This is a genomic window from Delftia acidovorans NBRC 14950 (genome assembly GCF_001598795.1).
Lineage (GTDB): Bacteria > Pseudomonadota > Gammaproteobacteria > Burkholderiales > Burkholderiaceae_C > Comamonas > Comamonas acidovorans.
This window is the reverse complement of the sequence record NZ_BCZP01000045.1, coordinates 1-21,459: the sequence shown is the minus strand read 5'-3', so window position 1 is coordinate 21,459 and position 21,459 is coordinate 1. Positions and strand designations below refer to the sequence as shown.

Here is a 21,459-nt window from a genome sequence, read left to right as displayed (position 1 = left end):
AATCAAGGGCCTGTGCCACGTCAGCCGCGCCTGCGAGGACTCCGAGGACGAGGTCGACTACCTGATCGAGTGCCCGCGCTGCGAGGCCGAGCACCCGCTGACCTGGGGCGGCAAGGAGGCCATGCACGGCTTCAAATGGGAGGCCGGCAAGCCCGAGACCGTGCGCCACATGTGCCCCCACTGCCGGGAGTCCATCAGCCAGGCCGAGTACCTGCCCGGTGGCTGGCCGCTGACGGGCGCCTGGGTGTGCCGCCGTTCCGGCCGCCGCTTCGGCGCCGACCGGATCTGGCGCACTGCCGATGGCACGCCCTGCAGGCCCCCACGCACGCTGGGCGTGCACATCTGGGCCGCGTACAGCCCGCAGCGCACTTGGGCGTCCATCGTGGACGAGTTCGAGAAGGCCCACCGTGCGCTGCAGGAGGGCGATGCAGGCCCCATGACCTCGTTCACCAACGAGACGCTGGGCCAGGCCTGGGAACTGAAGGGGGAGGGCACCGACGACCATGTGCTGCAGGCCCGCGCCGAGCCCTACGCCCTGGGCACGGTGCCCGTGGGTGGCCTGGTGCTGGCGGCCGGCGTGGACGTGCAGCGCACCTGGTGGCAGATCAACGTCTGGGCATGGGGCCGCGGCATGGAAAGCTGGATCGTGGACCGCCACATCATCGAGGGCAACCCATCCAGCGAGGGCGACTGGGCACCTGTGACGGCCTACCTGCAGCGCCGCTACCGGCAGGCATGGCACGGCGGCAGCCTGGGCCTGAGCGCCATCAGCATCGACTCGTCCGACCAGACGCAGGCGGTCTACAACTACGTCCGCACGCACCAGCACATGCTGCCCAACCTGCGCGCCATCAAGGGCGACAACAACGACAACCGGCCTATCGTGGGGCCGGCCAGCATGCAGGACCTGGACTGGCGCGGGCAGAAGGTCAAGCAGGGCATCAAGCTCTGGCTGGTGGGCGTGGACAACGCCAAGGATCTGCTGCTGGGCCAACTGGCGATCACCGACGCTGGCCCGGGATGCGTGCACTTCAGCGAGGATCTGCCGCGCGAGTTCTTCGAGCAGTTGACCGCAGAGCAGCGCATCCTGGCCAAGGTCCAGGGCCGCGAGGCCTACCGCTGGGTCAAGCGCCGCCAGCGCAATGAGGACTTGGACTGCCGAAACTACGCCATCCACGCGGCCATGGCCCAGGGCCTGCACAAGTACACCGATGCGCGCTGGTCGCAGGTCGAGCAGATGGTGCAGCCTGCGCGTGACCTCTTCAGCCCACCCGAAGCGCCCGCCAGCGTGGCGCCGTCGGCTCCCACGGCTGCGCCCACGTCGGTCGCGCCACCCGTTTCCGCCACCACCGCGCCCCGTGCGTCGGCCCCCGCGCCACGCCGTGCGGCACCCGTTCGCCGCAACGGCGGTTTCTCCCGTTCCTGGTAGCCCCATGACCCCAAAGATCAACGCCCCAGCACCCCACATGGCCCCCGATGCGGCCAAGAGTTCCGCCATGCCAGCGGCCGATTTCGCGCCCGATCTGGTGGATCGCATGTTTGACTATCTTGTGGAGCTGCTGCCCGAGCTGCGCGGCAGCCCTGCCGCGATGGAGCGTGTCCAGCTTCAGCTGCGCCGGGAGTTCGCCGGCCAGGATGCCTACATCCCTGCCAGGTCCTCGGTGGACAAGGCCGAGGAGCGTCGGCAGGTGCTGCGGCTGTGGAATGGGCGCAATGCCACGGCCGTGGCGCGCACGTTGGGCATCAGCCGTGCCACCGTGTACCGGCACCTGAAGCAGCCCGGCTGAAACCGTCTCACTTTTCCGGGAAATGAGACAGTTGCCCCGGTAGCGTGCGGCATATGAGCACGCTCCAAGACCTCCAGATGCGCCTCGCGCGCCTCAATGCCGCCATCCACAGTGGTGAGCGCACCATCACGACCGAGGATGGCGCCTCGGTCACATATCGAAGCCTGGACGAGATGATGGGCGCACGCCGGGATCTGCACACGCAGATCTCGGCCGTGGCCGGCACCGGCCAGCCACGCGCCCTGGTGGCGCGCTTTCGCTTCGCCGGCCTGCGGGACCGTTGATCATGCAGCGCGGTACCGTAGCCCGCAGGGCCTCCCCCACGCTGGTTGACCGTGTTGTCGGCTATTTCTCGCCCGCGCAGGGCGTGCGCCGCCAGGTCGCCCGGGAAATGCTGGTGCGCGCCTACGAGGGCGCCAGCCGCGCCGATGGCTGGCGCGTCAAGCGCTCGGGGGCCAGCCCCACTGCCGACCACGCCGCCGATGCGCGCGAGCTGCGCATGCGTGCGCGCTCACTCGCGCAGAACGTGCCGAACATCGTGCGCGCCGTCAATGCCGTGCTCGCCATGCGCGTGGGCCAGGGCATCGTGCCCGTGTGGGCCGACGATGGCCTGGCCAAGCGCTGGCGCGAATGGGTGCCCCATGCCGACTATGACGGTCTGCTGGACTTCTACGGCCTGCAATACAAAGCCGAGCGCACGCGCGACGTTGACGGCGCCGTGCTCATCCGCAAGCACATCCAGCGCATGGGCTCCACGGTGCCGCTCAAGCTGCAGCTGTTGGAGATCGACTTTTTGGACGTGGAGCGCAACGGCGTGCTGGCCGGCGGGCGCGAGATCATCCGGGGCATCGAGTACGACAAGCGCGGCCAGCGCCTGGCCTACTACCTGTTCGACCGCCACCCCGGTGATGCCGGCATGTGGACCCTGGGCCGCAGCGGCACCAGTCAGCGTGTGCCGGCCGATGAAATCATCCACTTCTTCGATCCCGAGCGCGCCGGCCAGCAGGACGGCATCACGCGCCTGGCGCCCATCATCGCCAAGGTGCGCGACCTGCACACCTATGGTGACTCCGAGCTGCAGCGCAAGCAGCTGGAATCGCGCATGGGGGTGCTGGCCGAGATGGAAGGGGCCGGAGGCATGCCGCCGCCGCTGCCCGAGGAGGCCGGGGGGCAAAAGCCCGGCCTGATGGACCTGGGCGACCTCGCTGGCGGCGGCATCGTGGGCCTGCCGCCAGGCATGACCAATCCCACCTTCATCGAGCCGAAGGCCGTCCCGGGCTTTGGTGACTACATGAAGGGAGGGTGGAAGGAGGTGGCCGCAGGCTACCGCTGCCCCTACGAGCTGATGACCGGCGACCTGACCGAGGTCAATTTCTCAACCTCACGCATGTCCATGAACCAGTTCCGGGCCGAGGTCGAATCCGAGCAGTGGCGCATCACCGTGCCGCGCCTGTGCGCGCCCATTGCGCGGTGGTTCCTGGCGGCCGTGGATCTGGTGGCCACGGTGCCGGCAAACGTGCAGGCGCCGGACTGGAGCACGCCCCGCTGGGCCAGCCCGAACCCCGTGCAGGACGTGGCCAGCGACCTGAGCGCCGTCAAGGGCGGCATGCAGAGCATCAGCGAAGTCATCCGGCGCCGGGGCTATGACCCAGAGGCCGTTTTCAGCGAGCTGCAGGCCGACCTGATGCGGCTGCAGGATGGCGGCATCCTGCCGCTGCTGGCCGCGCTGTGGGGTGCGCAGAACCCCATCGACCTGGTGGCCCAGATGGAGGGGCAGGGGCAGAAGTGAAATCGTCTCAGTTTTCCGGGATTTGAGACAGTCAAACCGGAAAACTGAGCGCCATGCCACAAGCCAACGCCCAATCTTCCGCGCCCCAGATCCACGATTTGCCGGTGCAGACGCGCGCCGCAAGCCTGGTCCCTGACACCTACAACGAGACCGACGGCACGGTCGAGGTGGTCTGGACCACGGGCGCCATGGTGCGCCGCTACGACTATTGGAACGAGCGTCCCTACGACGAGGACCTGCAGATCACCCCCGAAGCCGTGGACATGGCCCGCTTCGATGCCGGCACGGTCCAGGTGCTGGACGGCCACCGCAGCTACGGCGGCGTGGCCGCCATCCTTGGAATCGCTGTACGGGGCTGGATCGAAGGTGGCGAAGGCCGGGCTGTGATCCGGCTGAGCCAGCGCCCCGAGCTGGCCGGCATCGTGGCCGACATCCGCGCCGGGATCATCCGCGCCATCAGCTTCGGCTACAGCGTCCAGCGCTACGAAATCACCCGCGCCCAGGACCGCACGGACGGCATCAACGTCGATCTCTACCGCGCAGTCGCCTGGACCCCGCAGGAAATCTCTTTCGTCACTGTGCCCGCCGACCCAAACGCCGGCACGCGCAGCGCACCCACTTCCCAGGCCCCGTCCGGTGCAGCGCCCCAGGGCGGCATGCCGTGCGAGTTCTTCCAACGGGCAGCCGCCCAACCTACCACCCAGGAGCACCAACGTATGCCCCAAGCAAACCAAGCCGGTGAAGGCGGCCAGACCGCCAACACCACCCCGGGCACCGCGCCCGCCAACGTGTCGCAGGTTCCGCAGAACCGCCAGACTGAGGGTGCACCGCTGCCCGCGCCTGCCGGTGCGTTCGATGGTCAGCGCGCCGCCGACATTGTTGCGCTGTGCCAGCGCCACAACCTGGCCGATCTGCAGGCCGATCTGCTGCGCAACCAGTCCACCATGGACGAGGCTCGCGCTGCCGTGCTGACGGCGCTGGACCAGCGCAGCCAGGAGCAAGCCACCGGCCCCACGACCTCCATCCGCACCGTGGGCGATGAGCACGAAACCCGCATGCGCGGCATCGAAAACGCGCTCATGAACCGTCTGAATCCAGGCGCACAGCTGGACGACAACGGCCGCCAGTACCGCGCCATGGCCTTGGTGGAGATGGCGCGCGAGGTGGTGGAAGGCCTGGGCCAGCGGACGCGTGGCATGAGCCGTGCCGAGATTGTTGGCGTGGCGCTGCGCCTGCGCTCCGGCATGCTGGGTACGGGCGACTTCCCCGCGCTGCTGGGCAGCGTGGGGCAGCGCGTGCTGCGTGCGGCCTATGACCAAGCACCCAGCACCTACCAGCTGTGGGCGCGCCGTGCCGCCAACCTGCCGGACTTCCGCATCCGCCAGGCCATTGGCGTGGGCGGCGATGTCGAACTCAAGAAGCTCAACGAGCATGGCGAGTACACCTACGGCAACCTGTCCGAGGATGCCACGGGCTACCGCGCCTTTACCTTCGGTCGCTCGCTGGCCATCACCCGCCAGATGATCATCAATGACGATCTGGACGCACTGACGCGCACCGGCACCCGCTTTGCCGACGCGGCCCGCCGCCTCGAAAACCGCTTGGTCTATGACCAGATCCTGAAGAACCCGGCCATGTCGGATGGCGAGCCTCTGTTTGATGCCGAGCATCACAACCTGCTGACCGGCGCAGGGTCCAAGTTCTCGCTGGAAGCGCTGTCCAGCCTGCGCACGCTGATGCGCAAGCAAAAGGGCCGTGACGATGAGACGCTGAACATCGCGCCTGCCTTCCTGCTGGTCCCCTCCGACCTGGAAACCCTGGCCTACCAGTTCACCAGCCCGAACTACCAGCCCACCAAGTCCGGCGACATCAACGAGTTCCGCACGGGTGGCCGCACGGCGCTGGAGCCCATCGTGGAGCCGCTGCTGGATGCCGTGTCCACCACCGCGTTCTACCTGGCAGCCCGCGCCGGCCAGATCGACACCGTCGAGTTCGCTTACGTGGACGGGTACGAAGGCCTGCGCACCGAGACCTTTGCCAGCGAGGACGTGGACGGCGTGAAGCTGCGCGCCAGCCTGGATTTTGCGGCCAAGAGCCTGGACTGGCACGGCCTGGCCAAGAGCAACGGCGCCTGAGCGCGCCGCCATCCACTCACACGCTTTCAGGAGTTCAACCCATGAAAAACTACCAACAGCGCGGCCACGTCATCGAGGTCCTGGCAGCTGCCGCCGCAGTGGCTGCAGGCCAGCCCGTGGCCATCGGCGCCATCCTTGCCGTGGCAAATGGTCCGGCCCAGGTCGGCGAGCCCTACAACGCCGAGCGCGTGGGCGTCTTTGTCCTGCCCAAGGCGGCAGGCACCGCGTGGACACAGGGCCAGCCGCTGCGCTGGGATGTCGAAACCGGCGCATTCGCAGTGGGCGGCGCGGCCACGGCCGGCGACGTGACGGGGGCGGCGTTCGCCTTCGAGGCGGCCGACAGCGCGGCCACGCAGGGCGCCGTCTGCCTGCCTGGCGTCATCGGCACGGTCGCGGCCTGAGCGGAGCAGGTCCGGGCATGACTTTCCTCCTAATCCCAGGCGCCGAGCGGGCAGGGCGCGTGCGCTCAGCCCAGCAGCGGCACCACGCCAATGCGGTGGCTGTCTGGCAGGGCGGCGAGCCCTTCGGCGTCATCCTGCGGCGCGGCCCGCGCGAGGCCTTGGGGATGGTGAGTGCCTACGTCCTGGCCTGCCGGCTGCCCGCTGACATGGTGCCGGGCATCGCCCAAGGCGAGCGCATAGAGATCGACCAGGTCACCTACCTGATCGCCGAGCCGCCCCAGCCCGACGAGTCCGGCTGGCTGCTGCTGCAGCTGGAGGTGGCCTGACATGGCGCAGCACATGCAACAGCAGATCCTGGCCGCTTGGCGCGTGGATCTTGTGCTCGCGGCCACCCTGGCTGGAGACAGCGTGCGCGTCGAAGGTCGTAACGCATACCCGGTAAGTGCCCTGCCAGCCATTGATATCAGCGCGGCAGACGAAGGCATCGAACCCCTCTCGGGCGGGTGCGGTGGCCTGGCCACGCTGCACCGGGAATTCCTGGTCGATGTCACCAGCATCGCCATAGGCGACCAGGCACGCGAGCAGGCCATGGAGCTGCATGCGCAGATCGAGGAGCGCATGGGGCCTGCAGCTGACGGCGTGCTGGCCGGCCTGCTGATCGCGCCACCGCGCCTGCGCGGCATCCGTGGGCAGTGGGACGACGCCGCTGCCCAGCCCATCTACATCGTGCGCGGCATGTGGCTGTGCCGATACCTCACTGCCGAGGGCGCCCCGCGCGGCCCGGCATCCCATCCTTGAAAGGAAACGACCATGGCAGTCCAAAACGTTCGTACCTCGGCCGGCAGCAAGCTGCTGATCTGCGCCGCCCGGCCAGCATCCTACGATGCGGCCGGCTTCCAGGCCCTGGCCTTCAAAGAGATCGCTGAGATCACCGACCTGGCCGAACTGGGCCGGGAATACAACCAGGCCACGCATTCGCCCCTGGCAACCCGCCGCATCGTCAAGCGCAAAGGCAGCTTCAACGATGGCAGCCTGTCCGTGCCCATGGCCCGCGACATGAACGACGAGGGCCAGGTTCTGCTGAAGGCCGCCTCCATGTCCGACGACAGCTACAGCTACTGCATCCGGCTGCAGGACGGTTCCAGCCACTACTTCACGGCGCAGTGCATGAGCTTCAAGCTCAACGTGGGCAGCGTTGATTCCATCACGGCGCACACGGCACAGCTGGAAATCGACAACGACATCATCGAAGTCCCGGCCATCTCGTTCACCCTGGCCTACACGGCCGGCGCCAATGGCTCCATCGTGGGCGTTGCAAGCCAGACCGTGCTGCAGGGCGCCACGGGCAAGCCCGTGTTCGCGCAGGCCGCCGCCGGCTTCGACTTCGAGAAGTGGAGCGACAACAGCACGGAAAACCCGCGCTCCGATGCCAACGTGCTCGCCAACGTGGCTGTGCAGGCCAGCTTCATCCCCGAGTAATTCGCCGCCGCCTTGCCCGGCTGCAGCCGGGTGGCATGCCCTTCTGTCTTTCTTTCATCGCCACCACCATGCTCAAGCTTTCCCAACTCCGCGTTGCCGACACCGCTGCCCTGCATCTGAAGGATGCCGCCGGCGAACTCCTGTACTTCAAGGACCCCACCAAAGGCGCTGGGGCTGTGGAGCAGCCCGTGCTGATCCATGTGTACGGCCCCGGCTCGGAGCCCTACCGCAAGGCCCAACTGGGCGCCCAACGCCGCGTCATGGCGCTGGTCAAAAAGAGCCGCCGCGCGCTGGAAGAGCGCACGCCCGAGGAGCGTACCGCCGACACGGCAGCGCTGTTGGCCGACATCACGCACTCAGTCGAAGGCCTGGACCTGGAGGGCCGCCCAGTGCGTGAGGGGATGCAGGCCCTGTATGCGGACCCAGCTGCCGGCTGGGTGGCTGACCAGGTCAACGCCTTTGCGGCGGACTGGGCAAATTTTTCCAAGAGTGCGCCGAAGGACTGAGCCTCTACGTGCGCACATGGGCGTGGCTCAACGCCCCGCTCAAGCCCAAGACCGGAAAAAAGACCCAGCCGCAACATGACGAACCCAGGATCACACGCATCGAGGAATTCAAGGCAGAAGGCCGTGAGCCTGACCTGCCCGACCCTGGCCCGGCCGGCTATCTCCTCGAAGTGTTCTTTGACCTGGGGCCATCGCTGCAGTCGCCCATGGGCGAATCGCCCATCGGCTACGAGCAACTGGTTGCCTGGCAGTCCATTCATGGCGTGCAGCTCACACCCTGGGAGGGCAAAACGCTGTGCGACCTGTCCGTTTCATGGCTGGTCGCCAAGGACGCTGCCAAAGACCCTGGCGCCCCTCGACCCGGCAGTGTCGATGAATCGCCTGAGCAAGCCGAGGAGCGGCGCGAGCGCGTGTCCAGCGGGCTGGGTGAAATGCTGCGCTCCTTCCGGCGCGCGCCGAAGTGACGAGCAGGGGGCTGCATGATCGGCTCCGGCAACATCAACTACCTGCGGTTCCTGATCACTGGCGACAGCTCGCAGCTGCAGGCCGAGGTCGAGAAGTCCAAGCGCGCTGTCACGGGCATGGTCGATGGCATGGCCGGCTCGCTAGGGCGCCTGGGCACGCTGCTCGGCGGCGTGTTTGCTGGCGTGTCCGTCACGGCGTTCGTTGGCAAGCTGGTGTCCGTGCAGCGCGAATTCGACGTGCTCAACAGCTCGTTGGTCACGGTCACGGGCAGTGCCCAGGCCGCTGGCCGGGAGATGGCCTGGATCAAGACCTTTGCCAAGGACACGCCCTATGGGCTGGCCCAGGCCACCGAGGCTTTCGTGAAAATGAAGGCTTTGGGCCTCGATCCCACCCAGGCCAAGCTCACCAGTTTCGGCAATACGGCGGCCGGCATGGGCAAGAGCCTCATGCAGATGATCGAGGCCGTGGCGGATGCGGCCACGGGCGAATTCGAGCGCCTCAAGGAATTCGGCATCAAGGCGTCCAAGCAGGGCGACATGGTGGCGTTCACCTTCCAGGGAGTCACGACCCGGGTGAAGAACTCGGCCAAGGACATCACCGACTACCTGGAGAACATTGGCAACACCGCGTTCGGTGGTGCCATGGAGCAGCGCGCCAAGACCCTGGACGGCGCCATTGCTGCCCTGGGTGACTCCTGGGACGAACTGTTCCGCACAATCAACGAAAGCACGGGTTTTTCGGAGAAGGCCGCCGGGGGCGTGCGCCTGGTAACGGATGCCATCGATGGACTGGGCAAGATGGTCGAGAACCACCAGGGTGTGGTAATGACCTTCCTCGGTGCTGCTGGCGGCGCAGCGGCTGCGGCGGGCCTGGTGGCCGTGGGCGGTGCCATCGGTGTGGTCAAGGGGGCCATCGTCACGCTGGCGGCCGTGCTCGCAGCGAATCCCGTGACGCTCGCACTGTTGGGCGTTGGAGTGGTTGCCGGTGCCGGCGTGGCGGCGGTCAACATGTATGCCAAGACGGCTGCGGGCATCGAGGACGCGATTGCCACCTTGCGCGTCGAGAACGAGCGTTCGGAGGCGGCCATGGCGCGTGCCGTAGCCGGCGGCCGCACGGCTGGGGCGGACAACATCGCCAAGACCATCGAGGCGCGCAAGGACCAGATCGCCAAGCTGCGGGCCGAGCTGGACATGCTCAACACCAGCAGCAAGGGCGCAGGCGGCGGGCGGGGCTCCGTCAATCCGCCGACCGTGGCGGAGTCCGCCGCGAAGAAGGCCCAGGAAGATGCGGATGCAGAGCAGGCGCTGCTGGAGATTCGCCAGAAGCTGTACGGCGTCAGCAAAGACTACCTGCCACAGCTGCAGAAGCTCAACGAGCTGCGTCAGGCCGGCCGCCTCACCGAGTCCGCCTATGTCGAGCTGGTCAGCAAGCTGGCCAAGGAAAACTACAAGGAGGACGAGTCGGCCAAGGCGCGTGCCAGCACAGCCAAGCAGCTGCATACGGCCTATGGCAACCTGGTCGATTCCATCGAAGAGAAGATCGCGGCCCAGCGCCTGGAGATCTCCGGCAGCGAGAAGCTGGGCGAATCCGACAAGCTGCGCCTCAAGTTTTCGCAGGACCTGCTGGGCTCGCTCAAGGGCCTGAACGCGGCCGAGCGCGCCAACATCGAGGCCAAGCTCAAGACGCTCAAGGTTCTGGAAAAGGAGAACGAGGCCCGGCAGCAGGCCCTCAAGGCCGCCGAGGCAGAGCGCAAGTACCGCCAGGAGTGGATGTCCACCCAGGGCAAGACGGTCGAGGAGCTGACCGCCAGCAACCAGGCGCTGCGCGATGAGATCGAGCTGATCGGCCTGAGCGCGGAGCAGCAGCGCGTGGTGATCGAGCAGCGGCAGATGGCCATCATCCTGAGCAAGGAGCAGCAGCTGGCCGAGATGGAGCGCTCGGCCGCGCTCACCGGCACCATGACTATGGAGCACGCGCTGCTCCAGCAGGAAATCGAGCTGCTGCGCGAGCGCCTGGGCCTGACCTCTGTGAAGGCCTCACGCGAAGCCTCGGCAGAAGCTGCCAAGGCCAGCACCTCGGAATGGCAGAAGGGTGTGGACCAGATCGGCCAGAGCCTGGCCGACCAGCTGATGCAGGGCGGTCTCTCGTTCGGTCAGTACCTCAAGAATCTGGCGCGCACGCTCATTTTCAAACCGCTGATTCAGGCCACGGTCCAGATTGCTGGCGGTGCCCTGGGCAGTTTGTTTGGCGCACCTGCTGCGGCTGGCCAGAGTGGCGGCGCTGGCATGGGCATGCTGAACAACCTTGGCACGCTGGGTGCAGGTGCCCAGGCAATGTGGGGCTTTATGCCTGGTGCGTCGGCTGCCAGCCTTGCTGGTGCCAATGCCGTGGGCCTGGCTGGCGGCGATGCCCTTGGCGCCCTGATCGCGGGCAATGGAAGCTGGGCCGGTGTCGGCAGCAGCTTTGGCTCCTTGATGAGCGGCCTGGGGGCTGCAATGCCCTGGATTGCGGGAGCCATCGCCATTTTCTCGCTGCTCAAGGGCGGCCTGTTTGGTTCGCGCGGTGCCAACCACGTTGGCGCGGCCTACAGCACCACGGGCGCGGGCAATGACAAGGCCGCCGAGATGCTGTTCGATCGTGCTGGCGGTGACTGGTATGACGATCTGACCAAGCGCCACAACGCCGATCTTGAGAAGCAACTGGGCACCACCGTTGATTCGTTGTCCGATGTCTATAAGCGTCTCGCGCGCTATGCCGGTGACAGTGCCAAGCAGATCGATATCGTCGCGGGCTTCGCCTCCAATCCGAAGTACGGCGACGAGGATTCCTACGGCTACTTCAAGCTGATCGACAAGGTGACCGGCGAGGTCCTGAGCAGCTACACCAAGCGCGATGGCGCGCTTGGCACGGACCCCGCCAAGGCCTATGCCCAGTTCATTGCCGACATGGGCGGATCGCTGATCGATCAGCTGAAAAAGGCTGATATCCCCAGCTGGATGCGCAATGTCTTCGATGACATGGGTGAGGAGATCACGCTGGAGAGCTTCAACGCGGCCCTGCAGACCGTGGAGCTGACGGGCGCCGCCATCGAGGGCTGGACCCGCAACATCACCAACTTCGGCAAGTTGGGCGACGAGGCCATTGCCAAGCTCATCAAGAGCGCCGGCGGCATCCAGGACCTGATCACCGGTATGGATGCGTTCTACACCAGCTTCTACAGCGAGCGGGAGCGCATCGAGAACGCGGCCAAGGCGGTGGACAAGGCGCTGGCCGACCTCAAGATCGACATTGATCCCCGAATGGGCCAGGACGCCAAGGCCAAGTTCCGCAAGCTCATCGAGGACGCCATGGCGGCCGGCGACGTGGAGCTGCTGGCCAAGCTCATTCCGCTGGCTCAGGAATTCGGCGCCGTGGCCGATGCTGCCGGCCAGGTGCTGGACACGCTCAAGAACGACCGCAGGCAGCTGGAAGCCGAGTACCTGCGCGCCACGGGCCAGACCGACAAGTACCGCGAGGCACTGCGCAAGCTGGCCACCGAGGGCATGAGCGAAGCCGAGCGCGCCGCCTGGGACTACAACCAGGCGCTGCGCGAAGAGATCGCCCGCGTGGACCAGCGCACCGACCTGGAGCGCAAGCTGCTGGAGATGCAGGGCAATACGGCGGAACTGCGCCGCCTGGAACTGGCTGCACTGGATCCCAGCAACCGCGCCCTGCAGGAACGCATCTGGGCCATCGAGGACGAGCGCGCTGCCCAGGTGGCGGCCAAGGAAGCGCAATCGGCTGCCTACGACCTGTTCAGCCGTGCCGTGAACCGTGACCGCGAACTGCTGCAGCAGCGCGTGAGCAGCGTGGAGGAATCCATCTCAGCCATCACGGCGGCGGTGGGGCAGTTGAAGGGTGCTGCGACGGATCTCTATGGCACCGTGGACAGCACCACGCAGTGGATGGCTGCGCGGGGCATGGTCTACATCGAGGAGGCCTTGCAGGGCGTGCGCGCGGGCCGCAAGGTCTCTGACTATGCCGATCTGGGCTCTGCCATCCAGGCCACCCGCTCGGGCCTGACCGGGGGCGTCTACGCCACCGACTTCGAGCGCCGCCGTGATGCCCTGGTGTGGGCGGGCAAGTTTGCGGAGTTGGGCGATCTGGGTGAATCGCAGCTGAACATCGAGGAACGGTCCCTCAAGGCCCTGCAGTCCCAGATTGAAGGCCTGGATGCCCTGGCCAAGCGCGCCGACGAGCTGGTCAACGGCACCACCATGCTCACCGGCACGGTGCAGGGTTACTTCGAGAAGCTGCTGGCCACCTTGGGCAAGGACGCCGGTGCGACCAAGCCTGGCACCAAGCCCGGCGCTGGCGCCAACGATGGTGGTGCCGTCTGGGGGCCGGGTGGTGGCGGGCAGCCTGACACCGTGGATTCCAAGTACCTGCGGCCTCGCAGCGATGGTTCCGGCGGCACCTGGTATGAGTCCGTTGTTGAGCCGGGCACGGTCAACAAGCTCGATGGTCTGTTTGACAAGTACCACGCCTATGACGGCACGGGCGACTTGGCCGGGCTCATGCGCGCCATGCAAAGTGCTGGCGCCACGCTGTCCGACATGGAAGCGCTGTCGGGGCTGTATGCCCGGGACTGGGCTGAAGTCGAGCGAATCACCGGCATCAAGCTCCCCGCATTCGCCAGCGGTGGTATGCACGCGGGCGGCCTGCGTGTTGTGGGTGAGCGCGGCTGGGAGGTCGAGGCTACCGGGCCGGCCCGCTACTGGAACCAGCAGCAGCTCGGCCAGGCCATGCGCGGGGGCGGTCAGGGCTCCGAAAGCGCAGCGCTGATTGCCGCGCTGCTGGCCGAGGTCAGCGCCCTGCGTGGCGAGGTAGCGGGCCTGCGTGCTCCTGCAGAGGCCACTGCGCGCAACACGGCGCCATTGCCCGAGCTGGGTGAGCAGTTCGACCGTGTCACAAACGGCGGCAACGCCATGCGTGGGAAGGCAATCGCATGAACATCCTTGTGCCCAAGACCATCACGCCGGAAATGTTCATGGTCGGCACCACCATTCCCGAGGTCGATGCGACCGTTGGCGAAGTGGCCTGGGCCAGTGGCTCGGATGCTGCCGTGGGCCTGCGCCGCGTGTGGAAGGGCTACGCCTACGAATGCGTGAAGGCTGTGGCGGGCGCGCCCGCCAACACATACGAGCCAGGCACGCCCAATGCCGCCACCTTCTGGGAGCGTGACGAAGGGGCGCCCGCCAGCCGCATGGCGCCGTTCGACAAATACCTGTTCACCAAAGCTCGCCGGGCCACCTCGCTGACCTATGTATTGCGGCCTGGTTTCGTCAACGGCCTGGCGCTGTACGGCCTGGAGGCCGACAAGCTGACCATCACCGTCAAGGCGGATGGCGTGGACCTGATGCCGCCTGTCAATGCGCAGCTGTGGGAGCAGGCATTCGGCGAGTGGGAATATCTCTTCGGCGACCTGCAGCGCGGCACCTACTTTGTGCTCAAGGACCTGCCCATCCATCCGGGCATCGAGATCTCCATCACCGTGGCGCGCAATAACGCAGGGGTGGAGGCGGCCGTGGGGTTTATCAGCGTGGGCAACTGGAAGCAGCTCCTGCTGCCTGGCCGCGAGCGCATGGGCGGCGCGCAGTACGGCGTCGAGGCCAGCACGCGCGACTACTCCTATGTCGATGACCGCAAGGACGGAACCTACACCGAGGTGCAGGGGCGGCTGGCCACCAACATCAATCTGAGCTGCGTCATCGACGCAGTGCAGGCGCCTGCAGCAAAGACGCTGCTGGACCAGATCCTGGGCAAGGCCGTGGCCATTGAGGTCAGCGACCTGCCGCGCTACGGGCACTTGGCCACTGTGGGCAAGGTCACCGGCACCGTGCGCTCAACCGATTGGACTTCGGCCCAGGTGGACCTGCAAATCAAAGGCAACGTATGACCGACATCGTCAACATCCCAGACCTGCTGCCCATCTCGCAGTATCCCGCGCTCGGCAGCGCCAATTTCAACCAGGAGGCATTCAGCTACGCCACAAGCGTCCCGCCCGCTGTGTCGCGCATGCGGGAGATTGCTGTGGCCTGCCGAACCTGCGCCATCGTTGCTCGGGAGCAGGCCGATGCGGCAATGAGCTATCGCAATCAGGCGGCAAATTCCGCTGCAGCGGCCGAGGCTGCGAAAGCGATTGCGCAGGCTGCGTCCTCATCGGCGGAGGCTTTCAAGAATCAGGCGCAAAGCGCTGCGGCATCGGCTGCCGCCAGCGCACAGGCGGTTGACCAGTACATGCTCGGCCCCAAGACAGTCCCGCCGACCACTGACAACCAGGGCGGGGCCATCAAGCTGGGGGCGATGTATATCAACGTAGGCATCGATCCCAATCTCAACAACCGTTGGTTCTGGTGGGGTGGCAATGTCCTGAGGTGGGTGCCTGGCGTTGGGGATTTGCCGGCAACGTTCATGCCTAGGGGTGGGGGGGTCTTTACTGGGCCGATTGAAGTGCCCCAAGGCGCAACTGGTAACCAAGCGCCGCGTGTCAGCGAAGTAATCGCGAAGGCGCCAGAGGCTTGGGGCAAGTCCAAGTTGATGGGCGAGTTGCTGGTCGGTTTTGCCCTGATGACCACCACCACTGGGCGTGGTGCGGACTGGCCGCCGGAGGAATACAACAACGGGAGCCAATCCTGGCTTGTGGAGACCACAGGGGCGACAGGTCGAGCCAAACAGGTGGCTACCCAAGTGCTCTCCACAACGCCGGACTATGTGTCGCGTATCCAGGGCAGCACATGGCAACGTGTGCTGGAGGACACGACCTGGAGTGCCTGGGATCGGGTGATTACCAGCAAGACGGCCATGGGCCGGCAGGTGACTGTAAACGTCCCTGCCAGCACCCCTTCCTACATCGTTGATCCTGGTCAGGGTGGTGTGCATGTCGTGACGATTAACGCGACATGCCAATTCATATTGCCTGCCGGCCGTCAATATGGTGATGAAGTGACGCTACACGTTATCAGTGCAGGTGCAATCCGAGCAATTACGTTCTCAGGAAACGTAGGACTGCAAATTGACGGAACGGGGGCGCTGCTGCCGTTTCCGCAGTATCCCGCTAACGGGATGGTAAGCCTCATCTTTACCTGCAATCGCGTCAATCGCTGGGAATGCTTTTATGCGGGGGTGCATTGATGTTTGCACGAAGTATGTTGATGGCCAGCGGGCAACGGCAGATAAACGTCATTGTCTCGGCCAATGTCCGCAGTCCAAACATTGCCGCACTTGCTACAGCGCTGGGATGGAATGGATCGCAACTTATTCAAGTTACGATTAATTCAGGAGTGGATGTCGCTAGTCTGAATATCAGCGGCATTGGAGCAAACCAGCTGCACGTTATCAACTATGGTCGAATTGGTGGTGTTGTGAACTCTGGCACGGGCCTGTACACGCGCATACCCATCCGAGTAACCAACAACGGCACCATTTTCGGCGGGGGTGGTCAAGGTGGCTACGGAGGCGGCGCATGGGTGCAGTACCACGGCTCTTCTGGCGGCGCTTCTGGCGGCGGCGGGGGCAACGGTGCAGGCTTCAATGCCTCCGGTAGTGTGGCGTTGATATCTGCTCAGTCAGGCGGGCGGGGGGAGGACTATCAGTATCAAGGGGCGATATTTCCCGGCGATACAGCTCCGGCGGCGTCGGGAGGCTCGGGCGGCAGTGGAGGATCAATTGGGCAGTCAGGATTTTCTGGGGGTTGGGGCGGCGTCGGCGGCTCAGCATCAGCCTCGGAGACAACACCGCCCGGAGACGGTCAACCCGCAGGCTACTACGTTGACGGCAACGCCTATATCACTTGGCTCGCCACCGGCACCCGTCTCGGCCGCGTCATTTGAGGATCAATATGTATATCAATATCGAAACCGGGCAATACCCGCTGAGCGTCGCGCAGATCCAGGAACTGCACCCTATGACGATGATGGCCCAGCATCTGGAGTGCTATGTGCTCGTTGAGCCATCGGAAACGCCCGCATACGACGCGGACACGCATAAGCCCGCCGAGATCGATCCCGTGGAAATCGACGGCGTTTGGCGGCAGCAGTGGTCTGTAGTACCTCTGTCCGACGAGGAGTTGGCCGAGCTGCAGCGTCTACGTGATGAGGCTGCCGCCGCTTTGATCCCGAGGTCCTGTACGCGCCGCCAGGGGCGTCTTGCGCTCCTTGCATTCGGGCTGCTCGATGAAGCCGAGGCGGCCATTGCCGCGATCACGGACCCCGTGCAAATGCGTGAGGCCGAAATCGAGTACGAGGCTGACACCTGGGAGCGCAGCAACCCGTTTCTCGCTGGACTGTGGGCGCAGTTGGGTGGCACGTCGGAATCCCTGGACGAGGCCTTTGTTTTGGCGGTAACGCTTTAGGAGTGCTCATGCAGGACGACTATGGAAACGCAATAACTCCGAATACGGCCCGGACCATTAATGCGAGGCTGGACGAGGGGGATGCGCGCATGACGCGCATTGAGGCAGAGCTGCGCGCGAACACCGAGGCCACGGAAAAGGTTCGTGCCAACACGGCTGAAATGGTGGAGGTGTTCAAGGCAGCGCAGGGCGCATTCCGCGTGCTCAACTGGATCGGAAAGGCGGCCAAGCCGATCACCTACATCGTGATGCTCGGCACGGCTGGCATCGCGTTCTGGAAGGCCCTGATGGTGGGAGGAGGTGGCCGATGAACGAGACCTTACGCAATCGACTCCTGGCTACTGCTGCGGGCTTGGCCGTCACCGCTGCCGGCGGCTATGTTGCCACCCAGGACGCCGGACCCAGCCCTGCAGTGAAGTTGGCCCGGGAGATCGGGCTGCATTATGAGAGCAGCGGTCGGCACATCGGCACGCCCTACATCGACCGCGTGGGCAAGGGGCAGCCGCTGACCGTCTGCGCGGGCGTGACGGGTCCCGAGGTGGTGGCAGGGCGCTACTACACGCCCGAGGACTGCGAACGCCTGGAGCGGCCCAAGTACCACGAGGCCGAGCGCCTGGCGCGGCGCGCGCTGCGGCACTGGGACCGCTACAACGTCTGGGTGCAGGCCAGCTTTATCGACGTGGCCTACAACGTGCCATCGGCGCTGGCACCTGACACGACGGTCATGCGGCTGGCCAACGCAGGGCAGCTGGATGCTGCATGCGAGCAGATGCCGCGATGGGTCTACGGGACGGTCAACGGCGTTCCGACGCGCCTGCCGGGCCTTGTTGATCGCCGCGAAGCCACGCGCGAACTGTGCGCGCAGTGGGGCAGGGATGGGCATTTCAGCCCGGGCTTGCTGGCGAGGGCTTCGCAATGATCAGCCCACTCTCAACTTATTTGGCTGCGGCCACTGCGTCGCTTGCGATTGGTGCCGGCGGTGCCTGGTGGGCTCAGGGCCAGCGCTACGGCCTGCAGCTGGAGCAGCTGCGCCACCTACAGACCAGCACCGAATTGGCTAGCACAAAGCAGGCCGTGCGCGACATGGCCGGATTTCAGAAAGGAATGAACGATGCACTCGCCAATTTCCAGGCCGCTGGCCAGCGCAACGCCGCGGCTCAGCAGGATCTCGACCGCAGCCTGCGCGATTTGCGCACTGCTACTGCAGGCATGCGGGGCGACTTTGCCGGCCTCCCCGAGCGCATCGCTGGAGCTGCCCAGCCCGCCCTCGCTCATTACGCCAGCACCTGCACAACCGTACTCCAAGAGCTGGCAGACCACGGTGGACGCCTGGCAGAGCGCGGTGCAGACATCGCGCGAGCGGCTGATGGCCACGCCGCTGACGCCGCGCTGATGAGGGATGCTTGGCCGAACGTCTCACGCTGATCGGCGGGTGTTCCTGCTGCGTGTACGGTAGCCGACTGCTCACGGCCATGAGCCGTCGCTGGTGGGATCGAGAAGCAGACATTCAACGTTGGAGTTCAGCGGTCGCCGAAGGCGTTCCGCTGGAACGATTTGTTAGCTCATTGCGCATCAAGTGTCAGAGGCTTCTCCAAGATTGTGGAAATAAAGCCGTTTATCGTTTCTTGGCCTCCACCGAGATTGTTATAGACCCCGACCACGCGGGGTACTATGGTGATCTTCCCGTCGTATATCTTGGCTTTGATTGAGCCGATAGCCATGAGCGCATTTTGAATTGTTGTTGGATTTATCTCACTCGGAATAGGAATCAACGGAGAAACCCCTTCTCCGCTCAGGCCAAGGGATTGGATAACCAGCGTGCCGGATATCTGCTTTGCTTGGGCAGCCACCCCCAATGCAAACAAATTTCCAAGATCAACACTTCCTTCTTTGACAGTTATATTGGCAGTGAGTCGCAGCCCGACACCCACGTAAACAGGCACCACAACATCCGGATCGGGCACTGTAGTTAAAGCAACGGAAATTTTGTCGCTACCCACTACAGCAGTTTTCTTTACCCCAAATGATTTTGTTGTGAATTTCGTGTAATCAAGAATAACAACATAACTATTTCCAGCCACCCCGGCTTTAGCTGGTCCAAACGAAATTCCAGCCTTTCCATCGAGCTGACCAACAGCTAACCGCATAGTCTCGTCAGGAAGGGCTTCAAGTTTTTGTTCTCGCGTAGCGTTTGCCGGAGAAACCGTAACTGGTAGCGAGTCAATCGGATTATATCCATAACTTTGTGCGGACTTGGGATCTCCAGGAGTGGCTGGAATAGTCCATGTGGAACAGCCACTGAGTGCTACGGCTATGAGGGAAATAAGTAAAAAATTCTTTCGCATGACACTCTCCTTGATTGTGAAAGCTAACGAAGTGTAGACCGCAAAAAACCGCAAGCATATATGACGCTTGTGGTCTCAATTGGCACGAAGAGAACGCGAAAAGGGAGGCTGCATAGCTTTACGGCGCATATTCTTTGCAAAAATACGGTATCAAATTCAGCCATGAAACTCGCCGCCCCTCCTGTGTTGCTCGCTACACGATTTCTTGATCAGGTCCGTGAGCGGATTCGTTACAAACACTATAGCGTGCGCACCGATCAGGCCTATGTGCAATGAGTGCACATATTTGTGAAATGGCATGGTTTGCGGCATCCGCGCTACATGGGCAACAGGAGGTCGAGGGGTTTCCGGCCATGCTGGTGAACGAGCGACGGGCGGCCTTGCGTTTCAGCCAAATTAAATGGCGGCTTTGAAGCCTCCTGCTGGATGGCTGCTTCGGGTCGGCAGGCGACAGTCGAGAGCCCATGCGCAGGCGGCCGAGCAGACCCGCCTGTGCCGGTAGCTGGACGTGATGCACGAGTTGTCTGCCATCCTTAGCGAGGGCATCGCAGCGGCCTGAGTCCACGCGTCCGGCTGGGGCCGGTCCCGTACCATGCCTGCCACCCTGCCGTGATCGAAACCACCACAGGTCACGCGCATGCATCAGTCCCTTTCCCTCCGTAGCTAGCTGGCCCTGGCCATGATTTCGGCCGTCGGTGCCGCCATCGCCAACTCTCCCAAGCGTGCGGAAGAAATCGCCCAGGGCATCAAGCGTGCCCTCGACGTGCTGTCCCGCAACATTGGCGATTCCGCCAGTTCGCCCTGCAACACCCCGCCTCGCTGGCAGTTGGCTGCGCCTGTGCATCCGGCAACTGTGCTCATGACTCCTGCTGTGCCGTGCACAACGAGCCCGCGCCGTGCGGCTGCCCTGGCCGTGGCCGAGACACGTTCACGGTGGACGGCGCGGGTGTACGTTCCCAGGAAGCTATAACGTAATGATTGCGCGATATCAATAGATACAAATAGAAATCACTTGAGGAACTTCATTTACATTTCAGCTTCGCATCAACTTTGGCCATACCATGAAGCAGATCTCCGCTGCACCTGCCGCCGCGGCTGTCGCCGTGGCCTCCCATCTCCCCCTGGCAGCCCATGCCCAGAGCATCACCGTCGCGCCCGCTGCCGTCGTTGGTGCAGCGCCGATCCCGGTGGACAATCCCTGGAGCCTGCTGGCCCTGGCTGTGGGCCTGGCCCTGGCGGCTTGGTTGACATTGCGCAACCGCCAGCACAGGGCTTTTTTCATGGCCCTGTGGGCCAGTGCCATCGTGTGTGCCGGTCTCTGGCACAGCCCTGATCTGCGGGCGCAGCTGGCCGCCAGCTTCACAAATCCGTCGGGGGAAACACGCACATTGATCGTGGCGCAGATTGTCAATGGCGGACAGATCGACGGCTTCTCCGCAGAGGATTTCACGAACAGCTCCGGCGTGGCTCTCAGGATCACGGCTATCCAGCCTCCGAACCTGAACCAGTGCTTTCCTGCAGGCTTCACCCAGCTCGTGCCACCCGGCGTCCCGCCCGCGTCGCCTCCACCCCTTTGCGCGGTGGGAGACACCATTGCCCCCAATGGCGTGTGCCGCGTGAACGTGGAGACCATTTGCCGCACCAAGGCTGACGAGGCCACCGCGGCAGCCACCCCGACCACCCTCAGCGTTCCAGGTCCCGGCCTCTCGTTCGTTGCAGGCAGCACAGGCACGCTGACCATCACCAACAGCGGCGCATCACCAGCGATCAATGTGCGGGCCACCGTGCCCGCAGGCAGCGGCATCACGGTGTCTTCCAACAGCTGCGCGGCATCGCTGCCAGCAGGCTCCAGCTGCTCCATCATCCTGGCCGCCTCCGCAGCGGAAGGACCGACCGCTGTCGGTATCGCAGGCAGCAACGCCTCAGCTACGTCCACCCAGGTCACCGTCGCCAGCTCCGTCACGCCGACCACGCTGAACGTCCCTGCTACCCCCCTTTCTTTCAACGCCGGAAGCGCCGCCTTGGTAAGCGTCACCAACAGCGGCACGGCACCTGCGCTCGATGTGAAGGCCTCCATCCCGGCTGGCAGTGGCATCACCCAGTCTTCCACCACCTGCACCTCTTCGCTGGCGCCGCTGGCCAATTGCACCATCACGCTGT

At 64.7% G+C, this 21,459-nt stretch carries 21 protein-coding genes; 20 read left to right on the top strand and 1 reads right to left on the bottom strand.

The window, feature by feature from the left end:
- From DA1_RS28415 to DA1_RS28330, 19 genes are all read left to right on the top strand, one after another.
- Positions 1-1,429 (top strand): terminase gpA endonuclease subunit (locus tag DA1_RS28415; RefSeq protein WP_062794191.1); only part of this gene is annotated, 1,429 nt, incomplete at its 5' end.
- Between the two features lie 4 nt (positions 1,430-1,433).
- On the top strand, positions 1,434-1,787 hold the full coding sequence (locus DA1_RS28410) for a Mor transcription activator family protein (RefSeq protein WP_034395251.1): 354 nt from the start codon (positions 1,434-1,436) through the stop codon (positions 1,785-1,787).
- Positions 1,788-1,840: 53 nt separating this feature from the next.
- On the top strand, positions 1,841-2,071 hold the full coding sequence (locus DA1_RS28405) for a phage head-tail joining protein (protein ID WP_034395255.1): 231 nt from the start codon (positions 1,841-1,843) through the stop codon (positions 2,069-2,071).
- Between the two features lie 2 nt (positions 2,072-2,073).
- Positions 2,074-3,576: a phage portal protein gene (locus DA1_RS28400; protein ID WP_034395258.1), complete on the top strand. Its 1,503-nt coding sequence runs from the start codon at positions 2,074-2,076 to the stop codon at positions 3,574-3,576.
- Positions 3,577-3,629: 53 nt separating this feature from the next.
- On the top strand, positions 3,630-5,711 hold the full coding sequence (locus DA1_RS28395) for a prohead protease/major capsid protein fusion protein (RefSeq protein WP_034395260.1): 2,082 nt from the start codon (positions 3,630-3,632) through the stop codon (positions 5,709-5,711).
- 41 nt (positions 5,712-5,752) lie between these two features.
- On the top strand, positions 5,753-6,112 hold the full coding sequence (locus DA1_RS28390) for a DUF2190 family protein (protein WP_034395262.1): 360 nt from the start codon (positions 5,753-5,755) through the stop codon (positions 6,110-6,112).
- Positions 6,113-6,129: 17 nt separating this feature from the next.
- Positions 6,130-6,438, top strand: a complete 309-nt coding sequence (locus DA1_RS28385) for a head-tail joining protein (RefSeq protein WP_034395264.1) — start codon at positions 6,130-6,132, stop codon at positions 6,436-6,438.
- 13 nt (positions 6,439-6,451) lie between these two features.
- Entirely contained in the window at positions 6,452-6,910 is a 459-nt protein-coding gene (locus DA1_RS28380) for a hypothetical protein (protein ID WP_230590895.1), read from the top strand.
- 12 nt (positions 6,911-6,922) lie between these two features.
- Positions 6,923-7,591: an InlB B-repeat-containing protein gene (locus DA1_RS28375; RefSeq protein ID WP_034395268.1), complete on the top strand. Its 669-nt coding sequence runs from the start codon at positions 6,923-6,925 to the stop codon at positions 7,589-7,591.
- Between the two features lie 35 nt (positions 7,592-7,626).
- The gene (locus tag DA1_RS28370) at positions 7,627-8,097 is read left to right on the top strand and encodes a hypothetical protein (RefSeq protein ID WP_034395271.1); all 471 of its coding nucleotides are present in this window, start codon (positions 7,627-7,629) and stop codon (positions 8,095-8,097) included.
- 8 nt (positions 8,098-8,105) lie between these two features.
- Positions 8,106-8,561 carry a phage tail assembly chaperone gene (locus tag DA1_RS28365; RefSeq protein WP_230590897.1) on the top strand — a complete coding sequence of 152 codons (456 nt, stop codon included), beginning with the start codon at positions 8,106-8,108 and terminating at the stop codon, positions 8,559-8,561.
- 15 nt (positions 8,562-8,576) lie between these two features.
- Positions 8,577-13,553 (top strand): tape measure protein, encoded by a 4,977-nt coding sequence (locus DA1_RS28360; RefSeq protein ID WP_034395274.1) that lies wholly within the window; start codon positions 8,577-8,579, stop codon positions 13,551-13,553.
- Positions 13,550-14,500, top strand: coding sequence for a hypothetical protein (locus DA1_RS28355; protein WP_034395277.1), 951 nt, complete (start codon positions 13,550-13,552; stop codon positions 14,498-14,500). The genes DA1_RS28360 and DA1_RS28355 overlap by 4 nt, the downstream gene beginning before the upstream one ends.
- Positions 14,497-15,735, top strand: a complete 1,239-nt coding sequence (locus DA1_RS28350; protein ID WP_034395281.1) for a hypothetical protein — start codon at positions 14,497-14,499, stop codon at positions 15,733-15,735. The genes DA1_RS28355 and DA1_RS28350 overlap by 4 nt, the downstream gene beginning before the upstream one ends.
- Positions 15,735-16,433, top strand: coding sequence for a hypothetical protein (locus DA1_RS30790; RefSeq protein WP_155294300.1), 699 nt, complete (start codon positions 15,735-15,737; stop codon positions 16,431-16,433). Before DA1_RS28350 ends, DA1_RS30790 begins: the two co-directional genes overlap by 1 nt.
- An 8-nt stretch (positions 16,434-16,441) precedes the next feature.
- Positions 16,442-16,954, top strand: coding sequence for a hypothetical protein (locus tag DA1_RS31440; protein ID WP_034395284.1), 513 nt, complete (start codon positions 16,442-16,444; stop codon positions 16,952-16,954).
- 8 nt (positions 16,955-16,962) lie between these two features.
- Positions 16,963-17,265, top strand: a complete 303-nt coding sequence (locus DA1_RS28340; protein ID WP_034398776.1) for a hypothetical protein — start codon at positions 16,963-16,965, stop codon at positions 17,263-17,265.
- Positions 17,262-17,873 (top strand): glycoside hydrolase family protein, encoded by a 612-nt coding sequence (locus DA1_RS28335; RefSeq protein ID WP_034395287.1) that lies wholly within the window; start codon positions 17,262-17,264, stop codon positions 17,871-17,873. The genes DA1_RS28340 and DA1_RS28335 overlap by 4 nt, the downstream gene beginning before the upstream one ends.
- Positions 17,870-18,379, top strand: coding sequence for a hypothetical protein (locus DA1_RS28330; protein ID WP_034395290.1), 510 nt, complete (start codon positions 17,870-17,872; stop codon positions 18,377-18,379). Before DA1_RS28335 ends, DA1_RS28330 begins: the two co-directional genes overlap by 4 nt.
- 137 nt (positions 18,380-18,516) lie before the next feature.
- On the opposite strand, the gene DA1_RS28325 is transcribed toward DA1_RS28330, so the two are convergent.
- Positions 18,517-19,299: a hypothetical protein gene (locus DA1_RS28325; protein ID WP_062794190.1), complete on the bottom strand. Its 783-nt coding sequence runs from the start codon at positions 19,297-19,299 to the stop codon at positions 18,517-18,519.
- 1,061 nt (positions 19,300-20,360) lie between these two features.
- On the opposite strand from DA1_RS28325, the gene DA1_RS28320 reads away from it, so the two are divergent.
- The coding region (locus DA1_RS28320; protein ID WP_155737675.1) for a midcut-by-XrtH protein at positions 20,361-21,459 on the top strand (1,099 nt) is incomplete at its 3' end.